A 19385-nucleotide genomic window follows, 5' to 3' on the forward strand; every position below is an offset into this window, starting at 1 on the left:
AAAGATTTGAGTTTGCTATAATAGAATATAATTGTAACGTAAGATGTCATAGTTGGGTGTGCTTCATCGTATTAATTATGACGTCATAGACGAAAGCATCCGAGTTGGGGTGGGTCACGAACTCTTGTTCATATGAAGATTTCTGTCCCACTCCTATTCATATTTTTATACATAAAGTAGTATTATCTATTCGATCAATAAGGTGGATTGAAATATGGACATACAGAACCAAGAAAAATTTAAAATTTTGCTCAAACAACTCAATATGCTTGAACATTTTGATGAAGCGATAGTTGCACAAAGTGCATTAACACGTGTAGATGTATCTGAAAAAACGCGTGAGTGGACATTTCATATCACACTCCCATATGTGATGCGTTATGAGGATTATGCAGTATTTACGCACGCAATGAAAGAAACTTTCAAGGATATTGCGAAAGTCAATTGGCAAATTCGTGTACAATCTTCTGAGAACCAAGATGAGCATTTATTAAAATATTTTGCTGACTGTATCGATCAAACGAGATTGTCACCAAAAGTAAAAGGACAATTGCGTCAGAAACGTATTATCATTTCGGGTACTGTTGTCAAAGTACTCGTTCAGAACGATATCGAGCGTGATCATTTTGATAAGGTATGTAATGGTAGCCTCGTAAAGGCGTTGAAACAGTGTGGCTTTGATGTTGATAAAGTTGTGTTTGAAACGGATACAACGGGTCAAAACGATGATCTTGCTTCATTAGAAGCTCACATTCAGCAAGAAGATGAACAAAGTGCACGTGAAGCAACAGAGAAAATTGAAAAAATGAAAGAACAACGTGCAAAACAAGAAGAAAGTGGTGCAACAGTCGATAAATGCCAAATTGGTAAACCGATTCAAGTTGAAAATGTTCGTCCAATTTCTGACATTATTGAAGAAGAATTCAAAGTGGCAATTGAAGGGGTTATTTTTGACATTAACTTGAAAGAATTGAAGAGTGGGCGCCATATTGTAGAATTGAAAGTAACGGATTACACCGATTCACTTGTATTAAAAATGTTCACACGTAAAAACAAAGATGACTTAGAGCATTTCAAAGCATTATCAGAAGGTAAGTGGATTCGTGCGCAAGGTCGCATTGAAGAGGATATGTACATCCGTGATCTTGTAATGATGATGTCTGATATTGAAGAAGTAAAGCATACTGAAAAACAAGATAAAGCCGAAGAAAAACGTGTCGAATTCCATTTGCACACAGCGATGAGTCAAATGGACGGTGTAACGAATATCGGCGACTATGTGGCGCAAGCTGCAAAATGGGGACACGATGCCATTGCAGTGACTGACCATAATGTTGTTCAAGCCTATCCAGATGCATATGCTGCAGCGAAAAAACATGGCATTAAGATGATTTATGGTATGGAAGGGATGCTTGTTGATGACGGGGTGCCTATTGCTTATAAACCAACAGATATACCGCTTCAATCAGCCACTTATGTTGTGTTTGACGTTGAGACAACAGGTCTGTCAAACCAGTATGATAAAATCATTGAACTTGCTGCCGTAAAAGTAAAAGATGGCGAAATTATCGATAAGTTTGAACGTTTTAGTAATCCACATGAGAAGTTGTCTGAGACGATTAAAAACCTGACACATATTAATGACGATATGTTGAAAGATGCGCCTGAAATTGAAGAAGTGCTTACAGAATTCAAAGAATGGGTTGGCGATGCGATATTTGTTGCACACAACGCATCATTCGATATGGGCTTTATTGATACAGGATATGAACGATTAGGATTTGGTCCATCAACAAATGGTGTTATCGATACGCTAGAGCTTTCTCGTACGATTAATACGAGTTACGGAAAACATGGTTTGAATTTCTTAGCTAAAAAATATGGTGTGGAACTCACACAACACCATAGAGCGATCTATGATACAGAAGCAACTGCCTATATTTTTGTAAAAATGTTAGCTCAGTTGAAAGAATTAGACGTCCATAATCATCAGGAGATCAATCAAAAGTTATCAAATGAGGATGCTTATAAGCGTGCGCGTCCGCAACACGTGACGTTAATTGTGCAAAACCAAACAGGCTTAAAGAACTTATTTAAGATTGTCAGCCAATCATTAGTGAAGTATTTCTACCGTACACCACGTATTCCACGATCAGTATTAGATGAACATCGTGAAGGGATTCTTGTCGGAACAGCGTGTGATGAAGGGGAAGTATTTACAGCAGTGATGCAACGTGATCAAGCAGAAGTTGAAAAAATTGCGAAGTATTATGATTATATAGAGATTCAACCACCTGCCTTGTATCAAGACTTATTAGATCGAGAGCTGATCCGAGATCGTGAAACACTCGTTGAAATTTACGAGCGTATTCTAGCGGTAGGAGAAACCAATAAAATTCCTGTCATTGCAACAGGGAATGTCCATTATTTACACGAACATGATGGCATTGCACGTAAGATTTTAATTGCATCACAACCTGGGAATCCACTGAATCGTTCGACATTACCTGAAGCACACTTCCGTACAACAGATGAAATGTTAGCTGATTTTCATTTCTTAGGGGAAGAACGTGCTAAGGAACTCGTTGTGACGAATACGCGTGCGCTTGCAGATCGCATAGAAGAAGTAGTGCCGATTAAAGATAAGTTATATACACCGAATATGGATGGTGCAAATGAAGAAATTCGTGAAATGAGTTATCGCAATGCCAAAGCGTTGTATGGGGAAGACCTTCCACAAATTGTTATCGATCGTTTAGAAAAAGAGTTAGATAGTATTATCGGTAATGGTTTTGCGGTTATTTATTTAATTTCACAGCGATTGGTTAAAAAGTCGTTAGAAGATGGCTATTTAGTAGGTTCACGTGGTTCGGTCGGTTCAAGTTTTGTTGCGACAATGACTGAAATTACGGAAGTGAACCCGTTACCACCACATTATATTTGTCCAAAATGTAAGAAGAGTGAATTCTTTAATGATGGTTCGGTCGGTTCTGGATTCGACTTACCTGATAAAACATGTGAGTGTGGGACACCATTGATTAAAGAAGGACAAGATATTCCGTTCGAAACGTTCTTAGGATTTAAAGGGGACAAGGTACCGGATATTGACTTGAACTTTAGTGGGGAATATCAACCGCATGCGCATAACTATACCAAAGTGCTTTTCGGTGAAGACTATGTGTTTCGTGCAGGGACAATTGGTACAGTCGCTGAAAAAACAGCATTTGGTTTCGTAAAAGGGTATTTAAACGATCAAGGTATGCATAAGCGTGGCGCAGAAGTAGATCGATTGGTGAAAGGATGTACCGGTGTGAAACGTACAACAGGTCAGCATCCAGGGGGTATTATCGTTGTACCAGACTATATGGATATATACGACTTTACACCCATTCAATATCCTGCCGATGCACAAAACTCAGCATGGATGACAACACACTTTGACTTCCATTCTATTCATGATAACGTCTTGAAACTCGATATCCTTGGACATGATGATCCAACTATGATTCGTATGTTACAAGATCTCTCTGGTATTGACCCAAAAACAATTCCAGTAGATGACAAAGAAACAATGGGCATCTTCAGTTCTCCTGAAACACTTGGTGTGACTGAAGATGAGATATTGGCGAAAACAGGAACGTTTGGCGTACCAGAGTTCGGGACAGGATTCGTACGTCAAATGTTAGAAGATACGAAACCAACCACTTTCTCAGAACTCGTTCAAATCTCAGGATTATCACATGGCACGGATGTATGGCTTGGTAACGCTCAAGACTTAGTGCGAAGTGGAACATGTACATTATCTAGCTGTATCGGTTGTCGTGATGACATTATGGTATTTTTAATGTACGCTGGACTCGAACCTGCCCTTGCCTTTAAAATCATGGAATCTGTACGTAAAGGGAAAGGGTTAACGGATGAGTTCGAACAAGCGATGCGTGATAATGACGTGCCAGAATGGTATTTGGACTCATGTAAAAAAATTAAATACATGTTCCCGAAAGCCCATGCAGCAGCATATGTATTAATGGCTGTGCGTATTGCATATTTCAAAGTACATCATCCTTTATACTATTACGCTAGTTACTTCACAGTCCGTGCATCAGACTTTGATCTATTAACAATGATTAAAGATAAAGATAGCATTCGAAATACAGTCAAAGATATGTACAGTCGCTTTATGGACCTAGGAAAAAAAGAAAAAGATGTTTTAGTCGTCTTAGAAATTATGAATGAAATGGCACACCGTGGTTATAAAATGCAACCAGTAAGTCTAGAGAAAAGCCAAGCCTTCGAATTTATTATTGAAGATGACACGCTTATTCCACCATTCATTGCAGTACCAGGTCTAGGTGAAAACGTAGCACGTCGTATTGTTGAAGCACGTGAAGAAGGACCGTTCTTGTCAAAAGAAGATTTAAATAAAAAAGCGGGTGTTTCAGCAAAGATTATTGAATATCTGGACGAACTTGGTTCATTGCCAAATATGCCAGACAAAGCACAACTGTCTATCTTTGACATGTAGATTCTCATTTGTCGTCATGTTGGATATGTGCTATAATAATATTGCTTATAAAAATGGACTCAAGCAGAAAGAGTGGGTGTTACCCGCTCTTTTCTGTTTGTATGTCACTGATAGGGGGCACGTATGAGTAAAATTACAGAGCAAGTAGAAGTGTTGATACAACCTGTCCTTGACGACTTAGGGTATGAATTAGTAGATGTAGAGTTTGTAAAAGAAGGACGCGATCATTATTTGCGTATTTCAATTGATAAACCAGGTGGCATTGATCTCAATGATTGTACACGTGCATCTGAACATATAAGTGAAGTCATGGATGAACATGACCCGATTTCTCAAGCTTATTATTTAGATGTTGCATCACCCGGTGCAGAAAGACCTATTAAGAAAGAAGCAGATTTCCAAAAAGCAATTGGGAAACCTGTTTTTGTATCGCTATATGCACCTATTGACGGTGATAAAGAATGGCTTGGCACATTATCAGCAGTAGCGGAAGACACAATTGAAATGACCGTGAAGATTAAAGCTAGAACGAAAGTCATCACAATCCCACGAGATAAAATAGCGAAAGCACGTCATGCAGTCATGCTTTAATGATGTAAGGAGGAAGATTCGTGAAAAGTAACGAACTATTATTAGCAACTGAGTATTTAGAAAAGGAAAAAAGAATTCCGAGAGAAGTATTAGTTGATGCGATTGAAGCCGCATTGATCACAGCTTACAAAAAGAATTATGAAAGTGCGCGTAACGTACGCGTTGAATTGAACTTGGACAGTGGTACATTCCACGTCATCGCGCGTAAAGAAGTAGTTGAAGAAGTTTTCGATGATCGTGAAGAGATTGATTTATCAACAGCATTAGTTAAAAACCCTGCATATGAAATTGGTGACATTTATGAAGAAGATGTAACGCCTAAAGACTTCGGACGTGTGGGTGCACAAGCAGCAAAACAAGCTGTCATGCAACGCTTAAGAGATGCAGAACGTGAAATTTTATATGAAGAGTTCATCGATAAAGAGAATGATATCGTTACAGGTGTCATTGACCGTGTCGATCACCGTTATGTATATGTCAACTTAGGTAGAACAGAAGCAGTCTTATCTGAAGCAGAACGCAGTCCGAACGAAACATACTTGCCAAACGAACGCATTAAAGTGTATGTAAACAAAGTAGAACAAACAACAAAAGGACCACAAATCTTTGTATCACGTAGTCATCCAGGTCTGTTGAAGCGCTTATTTGAGCAAGAAGTACCTGAAATTTTTGAAGGCACAGTTGAAGTGAAGTCTGTTGCACGTGAAGCAGGAGACCGTTCTAAAATCAGTGTGTACGCTGAAAATAATGATGTCGATGCTGTTGGCGCATGTGTTGGTGCAAAAGGGGCACGTGTTGAAGCAGTTGTTGAAGAACTAGGCGGCGAAAAAATTGATATCGTACAATGGGATGCAGATCCTAAAGTCTTTGTACGCAATGCGTTAAGCCCTTCACAAGTAGTGGATGTTATTGTTGATGAAGAAAATCAATCAACGACTGTTATCGTACCAGATTATCAATTATCACTTGCAATTGGTAAACGTGGACAAAATGCACGTTTAGCTGCGAAATTAACGGGATGGAAGATCGACATTAAGTCTGAATCTGATGCGAAAGCACTAGGTCTTGATCAACCACAACCTAAAGTTGAAGAAGTGGTAGAAGATGAAGAGATCGTTGATGAAGAAGTAAACGAGACAACAGTGGCAGAGAATGTAAATGAAGACATCATAGAATTAGAGGATGAAACAGAAGAAAAGTAGGAGGGATTTTCATGAAAAAACGTAAAATTCCTATGAGAAAATGTATTTTGTCCAACGAGATGAAACCGAAAAAAGACATGATTCGTGTCGTACAAAATAAAGAAGGTGACATTGCTGCAGATGCGACAGGTAAACTAGCAGGTCGTGGCGCGTATGTCAGCAAAGATGTTGCATTAGTAGAGCAAGCACAACAAGCACAAAAACTTGAACAGTTTTTTAAAGCATCTCAAGAAACATTAGAACCTGTGTATAAAGAGATTATTCGATTAATTTATCGGGAAGAGATACCTACGAAATGAACCAACAACAATTTTTAAACTTTTTAGGACTTGCGATGCGTGCAGGTAAAGTCAAGACTGGCGAATCTGTTCTGTTAGCAGAAATTAAAAAACAGCGTTTGAAACTCGTGTTGATTGCTGAAGATGCATCGGCAAATACGAAGAAAATATTAATGAATAAATGTACAACCTATAAAATACCTTATCGCGTTGTGAGTAGTCGTCATGAACTAGGTGTGGCGATCGGTAAAGAATCACGTGTGAATATCGGTATAACAGATAACGGTTTTGCTAAGAAGTTAATAGCAATGATCGATGAAGAAGAGTAAGGAGTGGTTGAATGAGTAAACAAAGAATTTATGAATATGCAAAATCATTAAACATCAAAAGTAAAGATGCCATTGATGAGTTAAAGAAAAATGGTGTTGACGTATCAAACCACATGCAAACGTTAGAAGCGGATCATGTGAAAATTTTGGACAAAGCTTTCAACAAAAAAGCTGAAAGTGATAAAAAAGAAGCGGCACCTAAGAAGAATAACAAACCAACTAACAACAACCAACAAGGTAAAAACAAACAACAGCCTAAAAACAATAAAGGCAATCAACAAAACAACAAGAAAAACAAACGCAATAACAAAAATAACCAACAGAAAAAACAACAACAGCAACAACCAAAACCAGCGGAACCAAAAGAAATGCCATCTAAAATCACATACACTGAAGGCATTACAGTAGGTGAACTTGCTGGTAAGTTGGGTGTAGATGCATCTGAAATCATCAAAAAGCTTTTCTTACTTGGTATTATGGCAAACATCAACCAAGCATTAGATGTAGAAGCATTAGAACTTATTGCATCAGACTATGGTGTTGAAATTGAAGAAGAGATTGTTATCGACGCCAATGATTTAGATGTATATTTTGAAGATGTTGAAGATGACGAAGATGCAACAGTACGTCCTGCTGTCGTTACAATCATGGGTCACGTTGACCATGGTAAAACAACATTGCTTGACTCTATCCGTAACACACACGTTACTGAAGGAGAAGCCGGTGGTATCACACAACATATCGGTGCATACCAAATCGAAAACAATGGCAACAAAATTACATTCTTAGATACACCTGGACATGCTGCGTTTACAACAATGCGTGCACGTGGTGCGCAAGTGACTGACATTACGATTCTTGTTGTTGCTGCGGATGATGGTGTTATGCCACAAACAATTGAAGCGATTAACCATGCCAAAGCAGCAGAGGTGCCAATTATTGTTGCTGTAAACAAAATTGATAAACCAACAGCAAACCCAGATCGTGTGATGCAAGAGCTTGCTGAATACAACTTAATCCCAGAAGACTGGGGTGGCGACACAATCTTCGTTCCACTTTCAGCATTAAGCGGTGAAGGTATCGATGATTTATTAGAAATGCTTGTATTGGTTTCTGAAGTACAAGAATTAAAAGCGAATGCGGATAAAGCAGCAGTCGGAACAGTTATCGAAGCTGAATTAGATAAATCACGTGGACCAGCAGCATCATTACTTGTTCAAAATGGTACATTACATGTAGGAGATGCGATCGTAGTTGGTAATACACACGGTAAAGTACGTGCGATGGTGAATGACCTTGGTAAACGTATTAAAACAGCAGGTCCATCAACACCAGTTGAAATCACTGGTTTAAGTGCTGTACCACAAGCCGGTGACCGTTTCGTAGTCTTTAAAGATGAGAAAAAAGCACGCCGTATTGGTGAAGCACGTGAACAAGAAAGCATTATCCAACAACGTCAAGAAAGCAAAAACGTTTCCCTTGATAACTTGTTTGAACAAATGAAACAAGGTGAAATGAAAGACTTAAATGTCATTATTAAAGGTGACGTTCAAGGTTCTGTTGAAGCATTAGCAGCATCATTAATGAAAATTGATGTTGAAGGTGTTAATGTCCGTATTATTCATACAGCGACAGGTGCCATCAACGAATCTGACGTCACGTTAGCAAACGCATCTAATGGTATCATCATTGGTTTCAACGTTCGTCCAGATGCTGGTGCGAAACGTGCTGCTGAAGCTGAAAACGTAGATATGCGTTTACACCGTGTTATCTATAATGTTATTGAAGAAATCGAATCAGCAATGAAAGGTATGCTTGATCCTGAGTATGAAGAAAAAGTAATCGGACAAGCAGAAGTTCGTCAAACATTCAAAGTCTCTAAAGTGGGTACAATCGCAGGTAGCTATGTTACTGACGGTAAAATCACAAGAGATGCTGGCGTACGTGTCATCCGTGACGGTATCGTTATCTTTGAAGGTGAACTTGATTCATTAAAACGTTTCAAAGATGATGCGAAAGAAGTGGCACAAGGTTACGAATGTGGTATCACAATTGAGAAATTCAATGACCTTAAGGAAGGCGACGTAATCGAAGCATTCATTATGGTTGAAATTGAAAGATAAATAGTTCAAAGAGAAACACGTTTCATTTGATAGGTATCAGGTGAAGCGTGTTTTTCTTTTTTTAACCTGCTGTATTATTATTCGCGAGTCTTGCAGCTTTAACACTTGGATGGGCACGAAAATTTGGAAAAATTGCTTATGCATATATTGGATACAATTTTGTCATCTCCTACTTCGGCAATATTTTAGACTTACCAGAATGGTTTTCAAAAACAGCTATATTGAATTGGCTTCAACAAATGCCAAAAGACAATTTTGATGTGAGCACTTTTATAATCTTAACTATAATGAGTATTCTATTTATCGTTTTAGGATATATAGGATATCGAAAAAGAAATTTAGTTGGATAATAATCATATTCGTTTATAGAATTCTTACGCTTGGTGGTGTGAGAGAACGAATATTAAACTAATGGCTATTCTCCTACTCGATTTAAAGAGTAAAATTTAAGATATATCACTCCAAAACTGACAAATATAATCGACTGCAAGATCTCTTTTGAATTATTGCGGAATTAAATATCAATCTTATGTCGCTATTAGAAAATAAGGCTTAGTGATATAATTAATGTATAAAGATACATTGATTTAAGTGGGGTAAGAAAATGAACGGAAAGCTTGATTTATTATTAGGAATTGCAGGGGTTTTAATGGCATTGATCATGCTCATATTATCACCTGACCTTTGGGGTGGTACTTTAATTATTTTGTTAATGGGACTTGTCTTTCTGATATGTGGCATTAGAAATAAAGTTGAATAATTGAGAACAATATAACAAGTTTTAAGACAAGCGCCAATGATTGACGTTCACTTCACTCGTCATATATAATGAGATATTGAAGTGAACGGCGAAACAACACATAAAGAGGTGAAAAAGATGAACATGAGAGCTGAACGTGTTGGTGAACAAATGAAAAAAGAATTAATGGATATCATCAACAATAAATTAAAAGATCCACGCGTTGGATTTTTAACAATTACAGATGTACAACCTACGAATGACTTGTCATTAGCAAAGGTGTATTTCACAGTGCTTGGTAATGACAAAGAACGTCAAGATACATTCAAAGGACTAGAAAAAGCAACTGGTTTCTTAAAATCAGAACTTGGGCAACGTATGCGCCTCCGAATTATTCCAGAATTACAATTTGAATATGACGAATCGATTGAATACGGTAATCGTATCGAACAATTAATTCAAGGTTTACACAAACAGGATTAACAGTGATAAGGCTAGGATATGTCATGCGGTCTAAACCGATGAATCATATATCCTAGCTTTTGTTTTATAGTTATGTTTGAAATTTATACGGATAAGGAGCCATACATATGTATCATGGTATATTACCGGTTTTTAAGCCACGTGGTTTGACAAGTCATGATGTTGTATTTAAACTGCGTAAAATTCTCAAAACAAAGAAAGTAGGACATACAGGTACCTTGGATCCAGAAGTAGATGGTGTGTTGCCTATTTGTATTGGACAAGCTACTAAGGTGAGTGACTATGTCATGGATATGGGGAAGACTTATCACGCCGAAGTGACAATAGGTGTTTCTACAACAACTGAAGATCAAACAGGGGACGTGGTTGATCAGAAGCAAGTGGATGCGAATGTGATTACTAATCAAGTTGTGGATGACATATTGAAAGAATTTACGGGATGGATTACACAGATTCCCCCGATGTATTCGTCAGTCAAAGTAAATGGTAAAAAACTTTATGAATACGCACGTCAGGGGCTTGAAGTAGAACGCCCTGAACGTCAGGTGTATATTGAAAACATTCAAAGAGTATCTGACGTTATCACTACTAATGGTAAAGCAACGTTTGAAATGGACGTGACTTGTGGTAAAGGGACATATATTCGAACACTTGCAACAGATATTGGGAAAGCACTTGGCTATCCAGCACACATGTCACGCTTAACACGAACAAATAGTGGTGGTTTTGATGTCGCACAAGCACTCACATTAGACACCATTCAAGAACGTCATGACGAAGAGACGTTAACGGATGCGCTATTACCGCTCATATATGGCTTAAAGGCATTCCCGCAATATAAAGTACATGATGCAAATCTGATTCAAAGAATTAAGAATGGTCAGAAGTTTGAACGCGCGCAATTTGATATTGATTTTGATCAAACACTTATTATGGTTGATGCAACAACAGATCAAGTTTTAGCAATATATGAAGTGCATCCATCACGAGCAAATGAAATCAAACCGAAAAAGGTATTTAACTAGAAGGAGTATGACGTAAAAATGGAAGTTATCGAAATTACACATCCTATTCAAAATAATCAATACATTCAAGAAGATATTGCCATCGCACTTGGCTTTTTTGATGGCTTACACCGAGGACACCAAGCATTATTTGAGCGACTGGATGAAGTGGCAACAGAACGTGGTTTGAAAAAAGCTGTGATGACATTTGATCCACACCCGTCAGTGGTTTTGAATCCGAAGCAAAAGCGTACGACTTATTTAACACCGTTAGACGATAAACTTGAATTATTGCGTTGTAAGGGTATTGACTACTGTATCGTGGTTAATTTTTCAAGTCGTTTTGCAGAAGTGTCTCCTGAAGCATTTATTCAAGACTATCTCGTCAATAACCATGTAAAAGTTGCTGTTGCAGGATTTGACTTTACGTTTGGTAAGTACGGGAAGGGCAATATGAGTATGCTACAAGAATATGCGAATCAGATTGAATGTATCACTGTCAGCAAACAAGATCTAAATGATGAAAAAATTTCAACAACAGCCATTCGTCGTGATTTAACACAAGGTAATTTGGCAGAGGTTAACGAAGCACTCGGTTATCGTTATCAAGTGAAAGGAACTGTTGTACAAGGTGAAAAACGAGGTCGCACCATTGGATTCCCAACAGCTAATATACATCTGAGTGATGACTATGTATTACCTGCAAAAGGTGTTTATGCTGTAAGCTTAAAAATTGGTACAAGTGATAAGGTATATAGAGGCGTTTGTAATGTGGGTGTTAAACCGACTTTCCATGATGACTTACCACAAGTTGTTATTGAAGTGAATATTTTTGATTTTGAAGAAAATATTTACGGAGAACGTGTGACATTAAACTGGCATCATTATATTCGCCCAGAAATGAAATTTGACGGCATAGATCCACTTGTTGCACAAATGAATCAAGATAAAGAACGTGCAAAATACTTATTATCAGTTGATTTTGAAGATGATGTATCATATACTATATAAAGTCTATTGAATGAATTCGATAGAGACCTTAGTCTTGGTAGGTTGAGACTCCGACGCCTTACTCAGATTAAGGCATATTACAAATTTAAAGGAGGAAATTGACACATGGCAATTTCACAAGAACGCAAAAACGAATTAATCAAAGAATACCGCACACACGAAACAGACACAGGTTCACCTGAAGTACAAATCGCTGTTTTAACTGCAGAAATTACTGCATTAAACGAGCACTTACGTACTCACAAAAAAGACCACCATTCACGTCGTGGTTTATTAAAAATGGTAGGACGTCGTCGTCACTTATTAAACTACTTACGTGACAAAGATGTTCAACGTTACCGTGAACTTATTAAGTCTTTAGGTATTCGTCGTTAATTTTACGCAAAATATCTTTAGAGATAAAGTTAAATCGAAAGAGACCAATGATTTGGTTTCTTTCTTTTTTTAACTATTAAATAGAGAAAATGTAAGCTATAATGTTTATATGTATAAAAAATGTACGTAATGTTTAAACAGTAGGAGAGGAGATTCATCATGTCTCAAGAAAAAAAGGTTTTTAAAACGGAATGGGCAAACCGACCGTTAACAATAGAAACGGGACAACTCGCAAAACAAGCGAATGGTGCTGTACTTGTTCGCTATGGTGACACGGTTGTTTTATCAACAGCAACAGCATCGAAAGAACCACGTGACGGTGACTTTTTCCCATTAACAGTGAATTATGAAGAAAAAATGTATGCTGCAGGGAAAATTCCAGGAGGTTTCAAAAAACGTGAAGGACGTCCTGGGGACGAAGCAACATTAACAGCACGTCTCATTGACCGACCAATTCGTCCATTATTCCCAGACGGTTATCGACACGATGTGCAAATTATCAATACGGTATTAAGTGCAGATCCAAACTGCTCACCTGAAATGGCAGCGATGATCGGATCATCAATGGCTTTAAGTGTTTCAGATATCCCGTTCCAAGGTCCGATTGCTGGAGTTAATGTAGGTTATGTTGATGGGGCATATGTAATCAATCCGAACCTTGAGCAAAAAGAAGTATCACGCTTAGACTTAGAGGTAGCTGGTCATAAAGATGCAGTGAACATGGTAGAAGCGGGTGCAAGTGAAATCACTGAAGCAGAAATGCTTGAAGCAATTTTATTCGGACATGAAGAAATCAAACGTTTATGTGATTTCCAACAACAAATCATTGATACGTTACAACCTGAGAAGCGTGAATTTGTACCAGAAGAAAAAGATCAAGCACTTATTGATCGTGTTGTTGAATTAACGCAACAAGAAGGATTGAATCAAGCAATCTTGACTTTCGACAAACAAGAGAGAGAAGCAAACTTAGATGCAATCAAAGAACGCGTACTTGGTCAATTTGAAGATGAAAATGATCCTGAAAACGAAGCGGTTCTTAAAGAAGTTAACTCGACAATTAATAAATTAATCAAAGAAGAAGTACGTCGTCTTATTGCGGATGAAAAGATTCGTCCAGATGGCCGTAAACCGGATGAAATTCGTCCATTATCATCTGAAGTTGGTTTATTACCACGTGCACACGGTTCAGGTTTATTTACACGTGGACAAACACAAGCGTTATCAGTATTAACACTTGGCTCAATTTCAGAATATCAATTGATTGATGGTTTAGGTGAAGAAGAGCAAAAACGCTTTATGCATCACTACAACTTCCCGAACTTCTCAGTCGGTGAAACGGGACCAGTTCGTGCGCCAGGTCGTCGTGAAATTGGTCACGGTGCATTAGGTGAACGTGCATTGAAATATATTATTCCAGATGAGAAAAATTTCCCATACACAGTGCGTATTGTAAGTGAAGTATTAGAATCAAATGGTTCTTCATCACAAGCATCAATCTGTGGATCAACACTTGCGTTAATGGATGCTGGTGTACCAATCAAAGCACCTGTCGCTGGGATTGCGATGGGATTAGTGACACGTGAAGAAAGCTATACAATCTTAACGGATATTCAAGGTATGGAAGATGCTTTAGGTGACATGGACTTCAAAGTTGCTGGTACAAAAGATGGTATTACAGCAATTCAAATGGATATCAAAATCGATGGCTTAACAAAAGAAGTCATTGAAGAAGCTTTAGAACAAGCACGTAAAGGCCGTCTTGCTATTTTAGACCATATGCTTTCAACTATTGATCAACCACGTGCTGAATTAAGTGCATATGCGCCAAAAGTTGAAATCATGACGATCAAACCTGAAAAAATTCGTGATGTCATTGGACCGGGTGGTAAACAAATCAATGAAATTATTGATGCGACTGGTGTCAAATTAGACATCGAACAAGACGGTACAGTATATATTGGTTCAGTGGATCAAGCGATGATTAATCAAGCACGTGCTTGGATTGAAAGTATCGTTCGTGAAGCAGAAGTAGGTCAAGTATATGATGCCAAAGTGAAACGCATTGAAAAATTCGGTGCATTTGTCGAGTTGTTCCCAGGTAAAGATGCCTTAGTGCACATCTCACAAATTTCAAAAGAACGCATCGATAAAGTAGAAGATAAATTAGCGATGGGTGACACGATTAAAGTTAAAGTTACAGAAATTGACAAACAAGGGCGTGTCAACGCATCTCATAAAGTTTTACTTTAACCACAATTAATAAATTATAAAAGAAGCAGATGTATTAAGGGACAGACCTTAATCATCTGCTTTTTTACATTGGATATATTTGTATGAAGAGAATTTTGTTATTGAATGAGTAAAAGTGACTTATTATATTTGAATTAATAAAATATAAAGAAAGCGTAACATTTGATGAGGTTGATGTAATAAGTCATTCAGTCTGTTGACTTGCACAAAAAGTTTTATCATCTATATATTCCTTAAACAGTGTACACGATGCTGAATATCTACTATAATGAAGTATGACTGTAATATGGACGGGTTATATTTATTAGGAGGTAACATTTTGAATTTAGTAAAAAAGAAAAATAAAAATATACGTATTATTCCACTTGGTGGTGTCGGTGAAATTGCCAAAAATATGTATATCGTAGAAGTAGACGATGAAATGTTTATGTTGGATGCGGGGTTAAAGTTCCCAGAAGATGAGATGCTCGGTATTGATATCGTTATCCCAGACATCCAATATGTGATTGAAAATAAGCACAAATTAAAAGGGATCTTTTTAACACACGGTCATGAACATGCGATTGGTGCGGTTTCATACGTGTTAGAGCAAGTAGATGCACCCGTATATGGTTCTAAATTAACAATTGGCTTGATTAAAGAAAATATGCGTGCACGTCAAGTTGATAAAAAAGTGCGCTATTATGTTGTCAATAATGAATCTGTTATGCGCTTCAAGAGTGTGAATATTACGTTCTTCAACACAACACACAGTATCCCTGATAGTTTAGGTGTATGCATTCACACATCATATGGTGCAATTGTGTACACAGGTGAGTTCAAGTTTGACCAAAGTTTACACGGTCATTATGCGCCTGACTTGAAGAAAATGGCTGAAATTGGTGACGAAGGCGTCTTCGCATTGTTGAGTGATTCAACGGAAGCGGAAAAGCCAGGTTATAATACACCTGAGAATGTGATCGAAAGTCATATGTTTGATGCTTTTACGAAGGCACAAGGTCGCATTATCGTATCTTGTTATGCGTCTAACTTTATTCGTATTCAACAAGTGTTAAACATCGCAAGTCGACTGAACCGCAAAGTATCATTCTTGGGACGATCACTTGAAAGTTCATTTAGTATTGCACGTAAAATGGGCTATTTCGATATTCCGAAAGATTTGCTTATTCCAATTAATGAAGTTGAAAATTATCCAAAGAACGAAGTCATTATTATTGCGACAGGCATGCAAGGTGAACCCGTAGAAGCATTGAGTCAAATGGCACAAAACAAACATAAAATTATGAATATCCAACGCGGCGATTCTGTATTCTTAGCAATTACAGCATCAGCAAATATGGAAGTGATTATCGGAGACACATTAAACGAACTTGCGCGTGCAGGTGCGATTGTCATTCCGAACAATAAAAAGATTCATGCATCTAGTCATGGTTGTATGGAAGAACTTAAATTAATGTTGAATATGATGAAACCTGAATATTTTATTCCAGTACAAGGTGAATTTAAAATGCAAATTGCCCATGCGAAGTTAGCTAGCGAAGCGGGTGTAGATGCGGAAAAGATTTTCTTAGTCGAGTCAGGTGATGTCATCAACTTTGATGGTAACGATATGACGTTAAATGAAAAAGTGAATGCAGGCAATGTATTGATTGACGGTATTGGTGTTGGTGACGTAGGAAATATTGTGCTACGTGATCGTCATTTATTAGCCGAAGATGGTATTTTTATTGCAGTTGTCACATTAGACCCGAAAAACCGTCGTATTGTGGCAGGTCCTGAAATTCAATCACGTGGTTTCGTTTATGTTCGTGAAAGTGAAGCACTACTAAAAGAAGCTGAAGAAAAAGTACGTGAAATTGTTGAAGCAGGATTACAAGAAAAACGTATTGAATGGTCAGAAATGAAACAAAATATGCGTGATCAAATTAGTAAGTTACTTTTTGAAAGTACTCGCAGACGTCCAATGATTATTCCGGTTATTTCTGAAATTTAAAGTAACCATGGGTTAAATACGATGGAAACGACTCAAAAAACGAATCTTACTCTTTGAAACGTTCACCCGTTTTAAAGAGCAGGTTCGCTTTTTTGCATAATACATAATTTGAAAGAAAGTAGTAGGTGACGATGTATGGCGCAAACAAAGAAGCGTAAAACACAAACGTCGCGCAGTAAGAAACGAACACCAAAGAAAAAACAAAAAGATTCGCCCATTCGCTTTGTCCTCGCAATAGTAGCTGTTGTAATTATCATGTTAGGGGTTTTTCAACTCGGTATTATCGGTGTAGGAATAGACAGTTTTTTTAATTACTTATTTGGTTGGACACGATATTTAACTTATATCTTAATGCTCTTAGCTACCGGTTTTTTAGCTTATAATGGGAAGTTACCAAAAACGAGACGTTTATCTGGTTCTATCACAGGACAAGTCGGATTGTTATTAGTTGCACAAATTAGCTATCGCATCGCCGAGGGTATGAAGGCAAGACGTGAACCTGTGCTGTCACATGTTTTTCAACAATATGAAACAGATGTATTTCCTAACTTTGGTGGTGGTGTGTTCGGGTATTATTTAATAGAGTTATTTGCACCATTGATTTCTATGGCTGGCGTCGTTTTATTAACTTTGATGCTTTTAGTATCGACGGGTATCTTGATGATGAAAAAACGTCACCGTGATGTATTGAAAGTATGGTTTGAAAATACAAAGCAGTTTGTTGTAAATGTGTATTTCAAATTGACAAAACAAATAGAACAAGGGCGTATGAAGCGTTCTGAGCGAAGAGCTGAGAAGCAACAGCAGCGAGCTGCACGAAAAGATGCACCGAAAGATGTTTCTGACTTTGTAGAAGTACAAGAAGATGAAGAAGAGGATGTACCTTCTATTCCGATATTGAGACATCAGTCATCGAATCAATTACAACATATGAATGATGAAGAGAAAACACCAGCCCGTCCAACTCGTGAAGAACCTACAAAACAATCTGCAGTACAAGCTGAACCATCTGACACCGAAGAAGCAGAAGGATCAATATCTGAAGCAGGTGAAATTGAGAATCAGGCATACAAATTACCACCGATTTCGTTACTCAATGCACCGACGAAACAGCAGGCCGTTGCAAAGTCAGAAGTTCAACGTAAAGGAAAGTTGCTCGAAACAACATTGAAAAACTTTGGCGTTAATGCGAAGGTAACGCAGATTCGCATCGGACCCGCTGTCACACAATATGAAATCCAACCTGCGCAAGGTGTTAAGGTAAGTCGTATTGTCAACCTACACAGTGACTTGGCACTTGCACTTGCGGCGAAGGATATTCGAATAGAAGCACCAATTCCTGGTAAGTCAGCAGTCGGAATCGAGGTGCCAAACGAACATATTTCACTTGTGACGCTAAAAGAAGTTTTAGACGAGAAATTCCCGGCTAAAAATAAGTTAGAAGTTGCACTCGGTCGAGATATTTCAGGTGAACCGATTACGGCTGAGTTAGACAAAATGCCGCACTTGCTCGTTGCGGGATCAACGGGTAGCGGTAAGTCTGTCTGTATTAATGGCATGATTACAAGTATTTTACTAAATGCGAAGCCACATGAAGTGAAGTTGATGATGATCGATCCAAAAATGGTAGAGTTGAATGTTTATAATGGCATTCCACATTTGTTAACACCGGTTGTCACCAATCCACATAAAGCTGCGCAAGCACTCGAAAAAGTAGTGGGTGAAATGGAACGTCGTTATGACTTGTTCCAACATTCAGGTACTCGAAATATTAAAGGCTACAACACATATATCGAAAGGCAAAATAAGGAGTTGGGCGAAAAACACCCATTGCTTCCATATATCGTAGTCATTGTCGATGAATTGGCAGACTTGATGATGGTAGCCGGCAAAGATGTTGAAACCGCGATTACTCGTATTACGCAGATGGCACGTGCGGCGGGAATTCACTTAATCATAGCGACACAAAGGCCTTCTGTGGATGTCATCACAGGACTTATCAAAAATAATATTCCGTCACGTATTGCGTTTGCAGTAAGTTCTCAAACGGATTCACGTACAATTATTGATAGTGGTGGTGCGGAGAAGCTGTTAGGAAAAGGAGATATGTTATTTATTAAAAATGGTGGTTCAACAAGAACACGTGTGCAAGGGGCATTTTTAAGTGATGGTGAAGTTCAAAAAGTAGTTGACTATGTCGTTGCACAACAGCGTGCTAACTATGTAAAAGAAATGACACCGGATGCACAGGCTGAATCAGCTGCATCAGAGAGTGACGATCCACTTTATAACGATGCGTACATGTTTGTGATTGAACAGCAGAAAGCAAGTACGTCTCTTTTACAACGTCAATTTAGAATTGGCTACAATCGTGCATCTCGTATTATGGATGATTTAGAGCGTAATCAAGTTATCGGACCACAAAAAGGAAGCAAACCGAGACAAATATTAGTAGATTTAAATGATAAAGAGGTGTAAT

General features: G+C 38.0%; 14 protein-coding genes. All 14 read left to right on the forward strand.

Features of this window, described 5'->3' with window-relative positions:
• The first annotated feature begins 214 nt into the window (after window positions 1–214).
• The 14 genes from C7J88_RS01200 (at window position 215) to C7J88_RS01260 (ending at window position 19384) form a co-directional block, all read left to right on the forward strand.
• Window positions 215–4525, forward strand: coding sequence for a PolC-type DNA polymerase III (locus C7J88_RS01200; protein ID WP_095116395.1), 4311 nt, complete (start codon window positions 215–217; stop codon window positions 4523–4525).
• Window positions 4526–4648: 123 nt separating this feature from the next.
• Window positions 4649–5116: a ribosome maturation factor RimP gene (gene rimP, locus C7J88_RS01205; protein WP_095116397.1), complete on the forward strand. Its 468-nt coding sequence runs from the start codon at window positions 4649–4651 to the stop codon at window positions 5114–5116.
• 20 nt (window positions 5117–5136) lie between these two features.
• A complete protein-coding gene (gene nusA, locus C7J88_RS01210) occupies window positions 5137–6318 on the forward strand; it encodes a transcription termination factor NusA (RefSeq protein WP_095116399.1) in 1182 nt (393 codons plus the stop codon).
• An 11-nt stretch (window positions 6319–6329) separates the two neighbouring features.
• The gene (rnpM, locus tag C7J88_RS01215) at window positions 6330–6617 is read left to right on the forward strand and encodes an RNase P modulator RnpM (protein ID WP_095116402.1); all 288 of its coding nucleotides are present in this window, start codon (window positions 6330–6332) and stop codon (window positions 6615–6617) included.
• A complete protein-coding gene (locus C7J88_RS01220; RefSeq protein WP_095116404.1) occupies window positions 6614–6925 on the forward strand; it encodes a YlxQ family RNA-binding protein in 312 nt (103 codons plus the stop codon). Before rnpM ends, C7J88_RS01220 begins: the two co-directional genes overlap by 4 nt.
• Before the next feature lie 11 nt (window positions 6926–6936).
• Window positions 6937–9048, forward strand: a complete 2112-nt coding sequence (infB, locus tag C7J88_RS01225) for a translation initiation factor IF-2 (RefSeq protein ID WP_095116406.1) — start codon at window positions 6937–6939, stop codon at window positions 9046–9048.
• 604 nt (window positions 9049–9652) lie between these two features.
• A complete protein-coding gene (locus C7J88_RS10385) occupies window positions 9653–9808 on the forward strand; it encodes a hypothetical protein (protein WP_157728681.1) in 156 nt (51 codons plus the stop codon).
• Between the two features lie 117 nt (window positions 9809–9925).
• Window positions 9926–10270, forward strand: coding sequence for a 30S ribosome-binding factor RbfA (gene rbfA / locus C7J88_RS01230; RefSeq protein ID WP_095116408.1), 345 nt, complete (start codon window positions 9926–9928; stop codon window positions 10268–10270).
• A gap of 107 nt (window positions 10271–10377) precedes the next feature.
• The gene (gene truB, locus C7J88_RS01235) at window positions 10378–11295 is read left to right on the forward strand and encodes a tRNA pseudouridine(55) synthase TruB (protein ID WP_095116410.1); all 918 of its coding nucleotides are present in this window, start codon (window positions 10378–10380) and stop codon (window positions 11293–11295) included.
• Window positions 11296–11313: 18 nt separating this feature from the next.
• Window positions 11314–12285: a bifunctional riboflavin kinase/FAD synthetase gene (locus C7J88_RS01240; RefSeq protein ID WP_095116412.1), complete on the forward strand. Its 972-nt coding sequence runs from the start codon at window positions 11314–11316 to the stop codon at window positions 12283–12285.
• Window positions 12286–12390: 105 nt separating this feature from the next.
• A complete protein-coding gene (gene rpsO, locus C7J88_RS01245) occupies window positions 12391–12660 on the forward strand; it encodes a 30S ribosomal protein S15 (RefSeq protein ID WP_095116414.1) in 270 nt (89 codons plus the stop codon).
• A gap of 159 nt (window positions 12661–12819) precedes the next feature.
• Window positions 12820–14913, forward strand: a complete 2094-nt coding sequence (pnp, locus tag C7J88_RS01250; RefSeq protein ID WP_095116416.1) for a polyribonucleotide nucleotidyltransferase — start codon at window positions 12820–12822, stop codon at window positions 14911–14913.
• A 319-nt stretch (window positions 14914–15232) separates the two neighbouring features.
• Window positions 15233–16906 carry a ribonuclease J2 gene (gene rnjB / locus C7J88_RS01255; protein WP_095116418.1) on the forward strand — a complete coding sequence of 558 codons (1674 nt, stop codon included), beginning with the start codon at window positions 15233–15235 and terminating at the stop codon, window positions 16904–16906.
• A 135-nt stretch (window positions 16907–17041) separates the two neighbouring features.
• Complete coding sequence (locus C7J88_RS01260; RefSeq protein WP_095116420.1) at window positions 17042–19384, forward strand: DNA translocase FtsK; 2343 nt, start codon at window positions 17042–17044, stop codon at window positions 19382–19384.
• Window position 19385 lies beyond the last annotated feature (1 nt).

The organism is Staphylococcus muscae, assembly GCF_003019275.1.
GTDB classification, from domain to species: domain Bacteria; phylum Bacillota; class Bacilli; order Staphylococcales; family Staphylococcaceae; genus Staphylococcus; species Staphylococcus muscae.

Excerpts from the sequence above, each read along its gene's own strand:
- truB (WP_095116410.1), top strand. The coding sequence starts at position 10,378 with ATGTATCATGGTATATTACCGGTTTTTAAGCCACGTGGTTTGACAAGT.
- rnpM (WP_095116402.1), top strand. The coding sequence starts at position 6,330 with ATGAAAAAACGTAAAATTCCTATGAGAAAATGTATTTTGTCCAACGAG.
- C7J88_RS01200 (WP_095116395.1), top strand. The coding sequence starts at position 215 with ATGGACATACAGAACCAAGAAAAATTTAAAATTTTGCTCAAACAACTC.
- rimP (WP_095116397.1), top strand. The coding sequence starts at position 4,649 with ATGAGTAAAATTACAGAGCAAGTAGAAGTGTTGATACAACCTGTCCTT.
- C7J88_RS01260 (WP_095116420.1), top strand. The coding sequence starts at position 17,042 with ATGGCGCAAACAAAGAAGCGTAAAACACAAACGTCGCGCAGTAAGAAA.
- C7J88_RS01240 (WP_095116412.1), top strand. The coding sequence starts at position 11,314 with ATGGAAGTTATCGAAATTACACATCCTATTCAAAATAATCAATACATT.
- rbfA (WP_095116408.1), top strand. The coding sequence starts at position 9,926 with ATGAACATGAGAGCTGAACGTGTTGGTGAACAAATGAAAAAAGAATTA.
- infB (WP_095116406.1), top strand. The coding sequence starts at position 6,937 with ATGAGTAAACAAAGAATTTATGAATATGCAAAATCATTAAACATCAAA.
- pnp (WP_095116416.1), top strand. The coding sequence starts at position 12,820 with ATGTCTCAAGAAAAAAAGGTTTTTAAAACGGAATGGGCAAACCGACCG.
- rpsO (WP_095116414.1), top strand. The coding sequence starts at position 12,391 with ATGGCAATTTCACAAGAACGCAAAAACGAATTAATCAAAGAATACCGC.
- C7J88_RS01220 (WP_095116404.1), top strand. The coding sequence starts at position 6,614 with ATGAACCAACAACAATTTTTAAACTTTTTAGGACTTGCGATGCGTGCA.
- C7J88_RS10385 (WP_157728681.1), top strand. The coding sequence starts at position 9,653 with ATGAACGGAAAGCTTGATTTATTATTAGGAATTGCAGGGGTTTTAATG.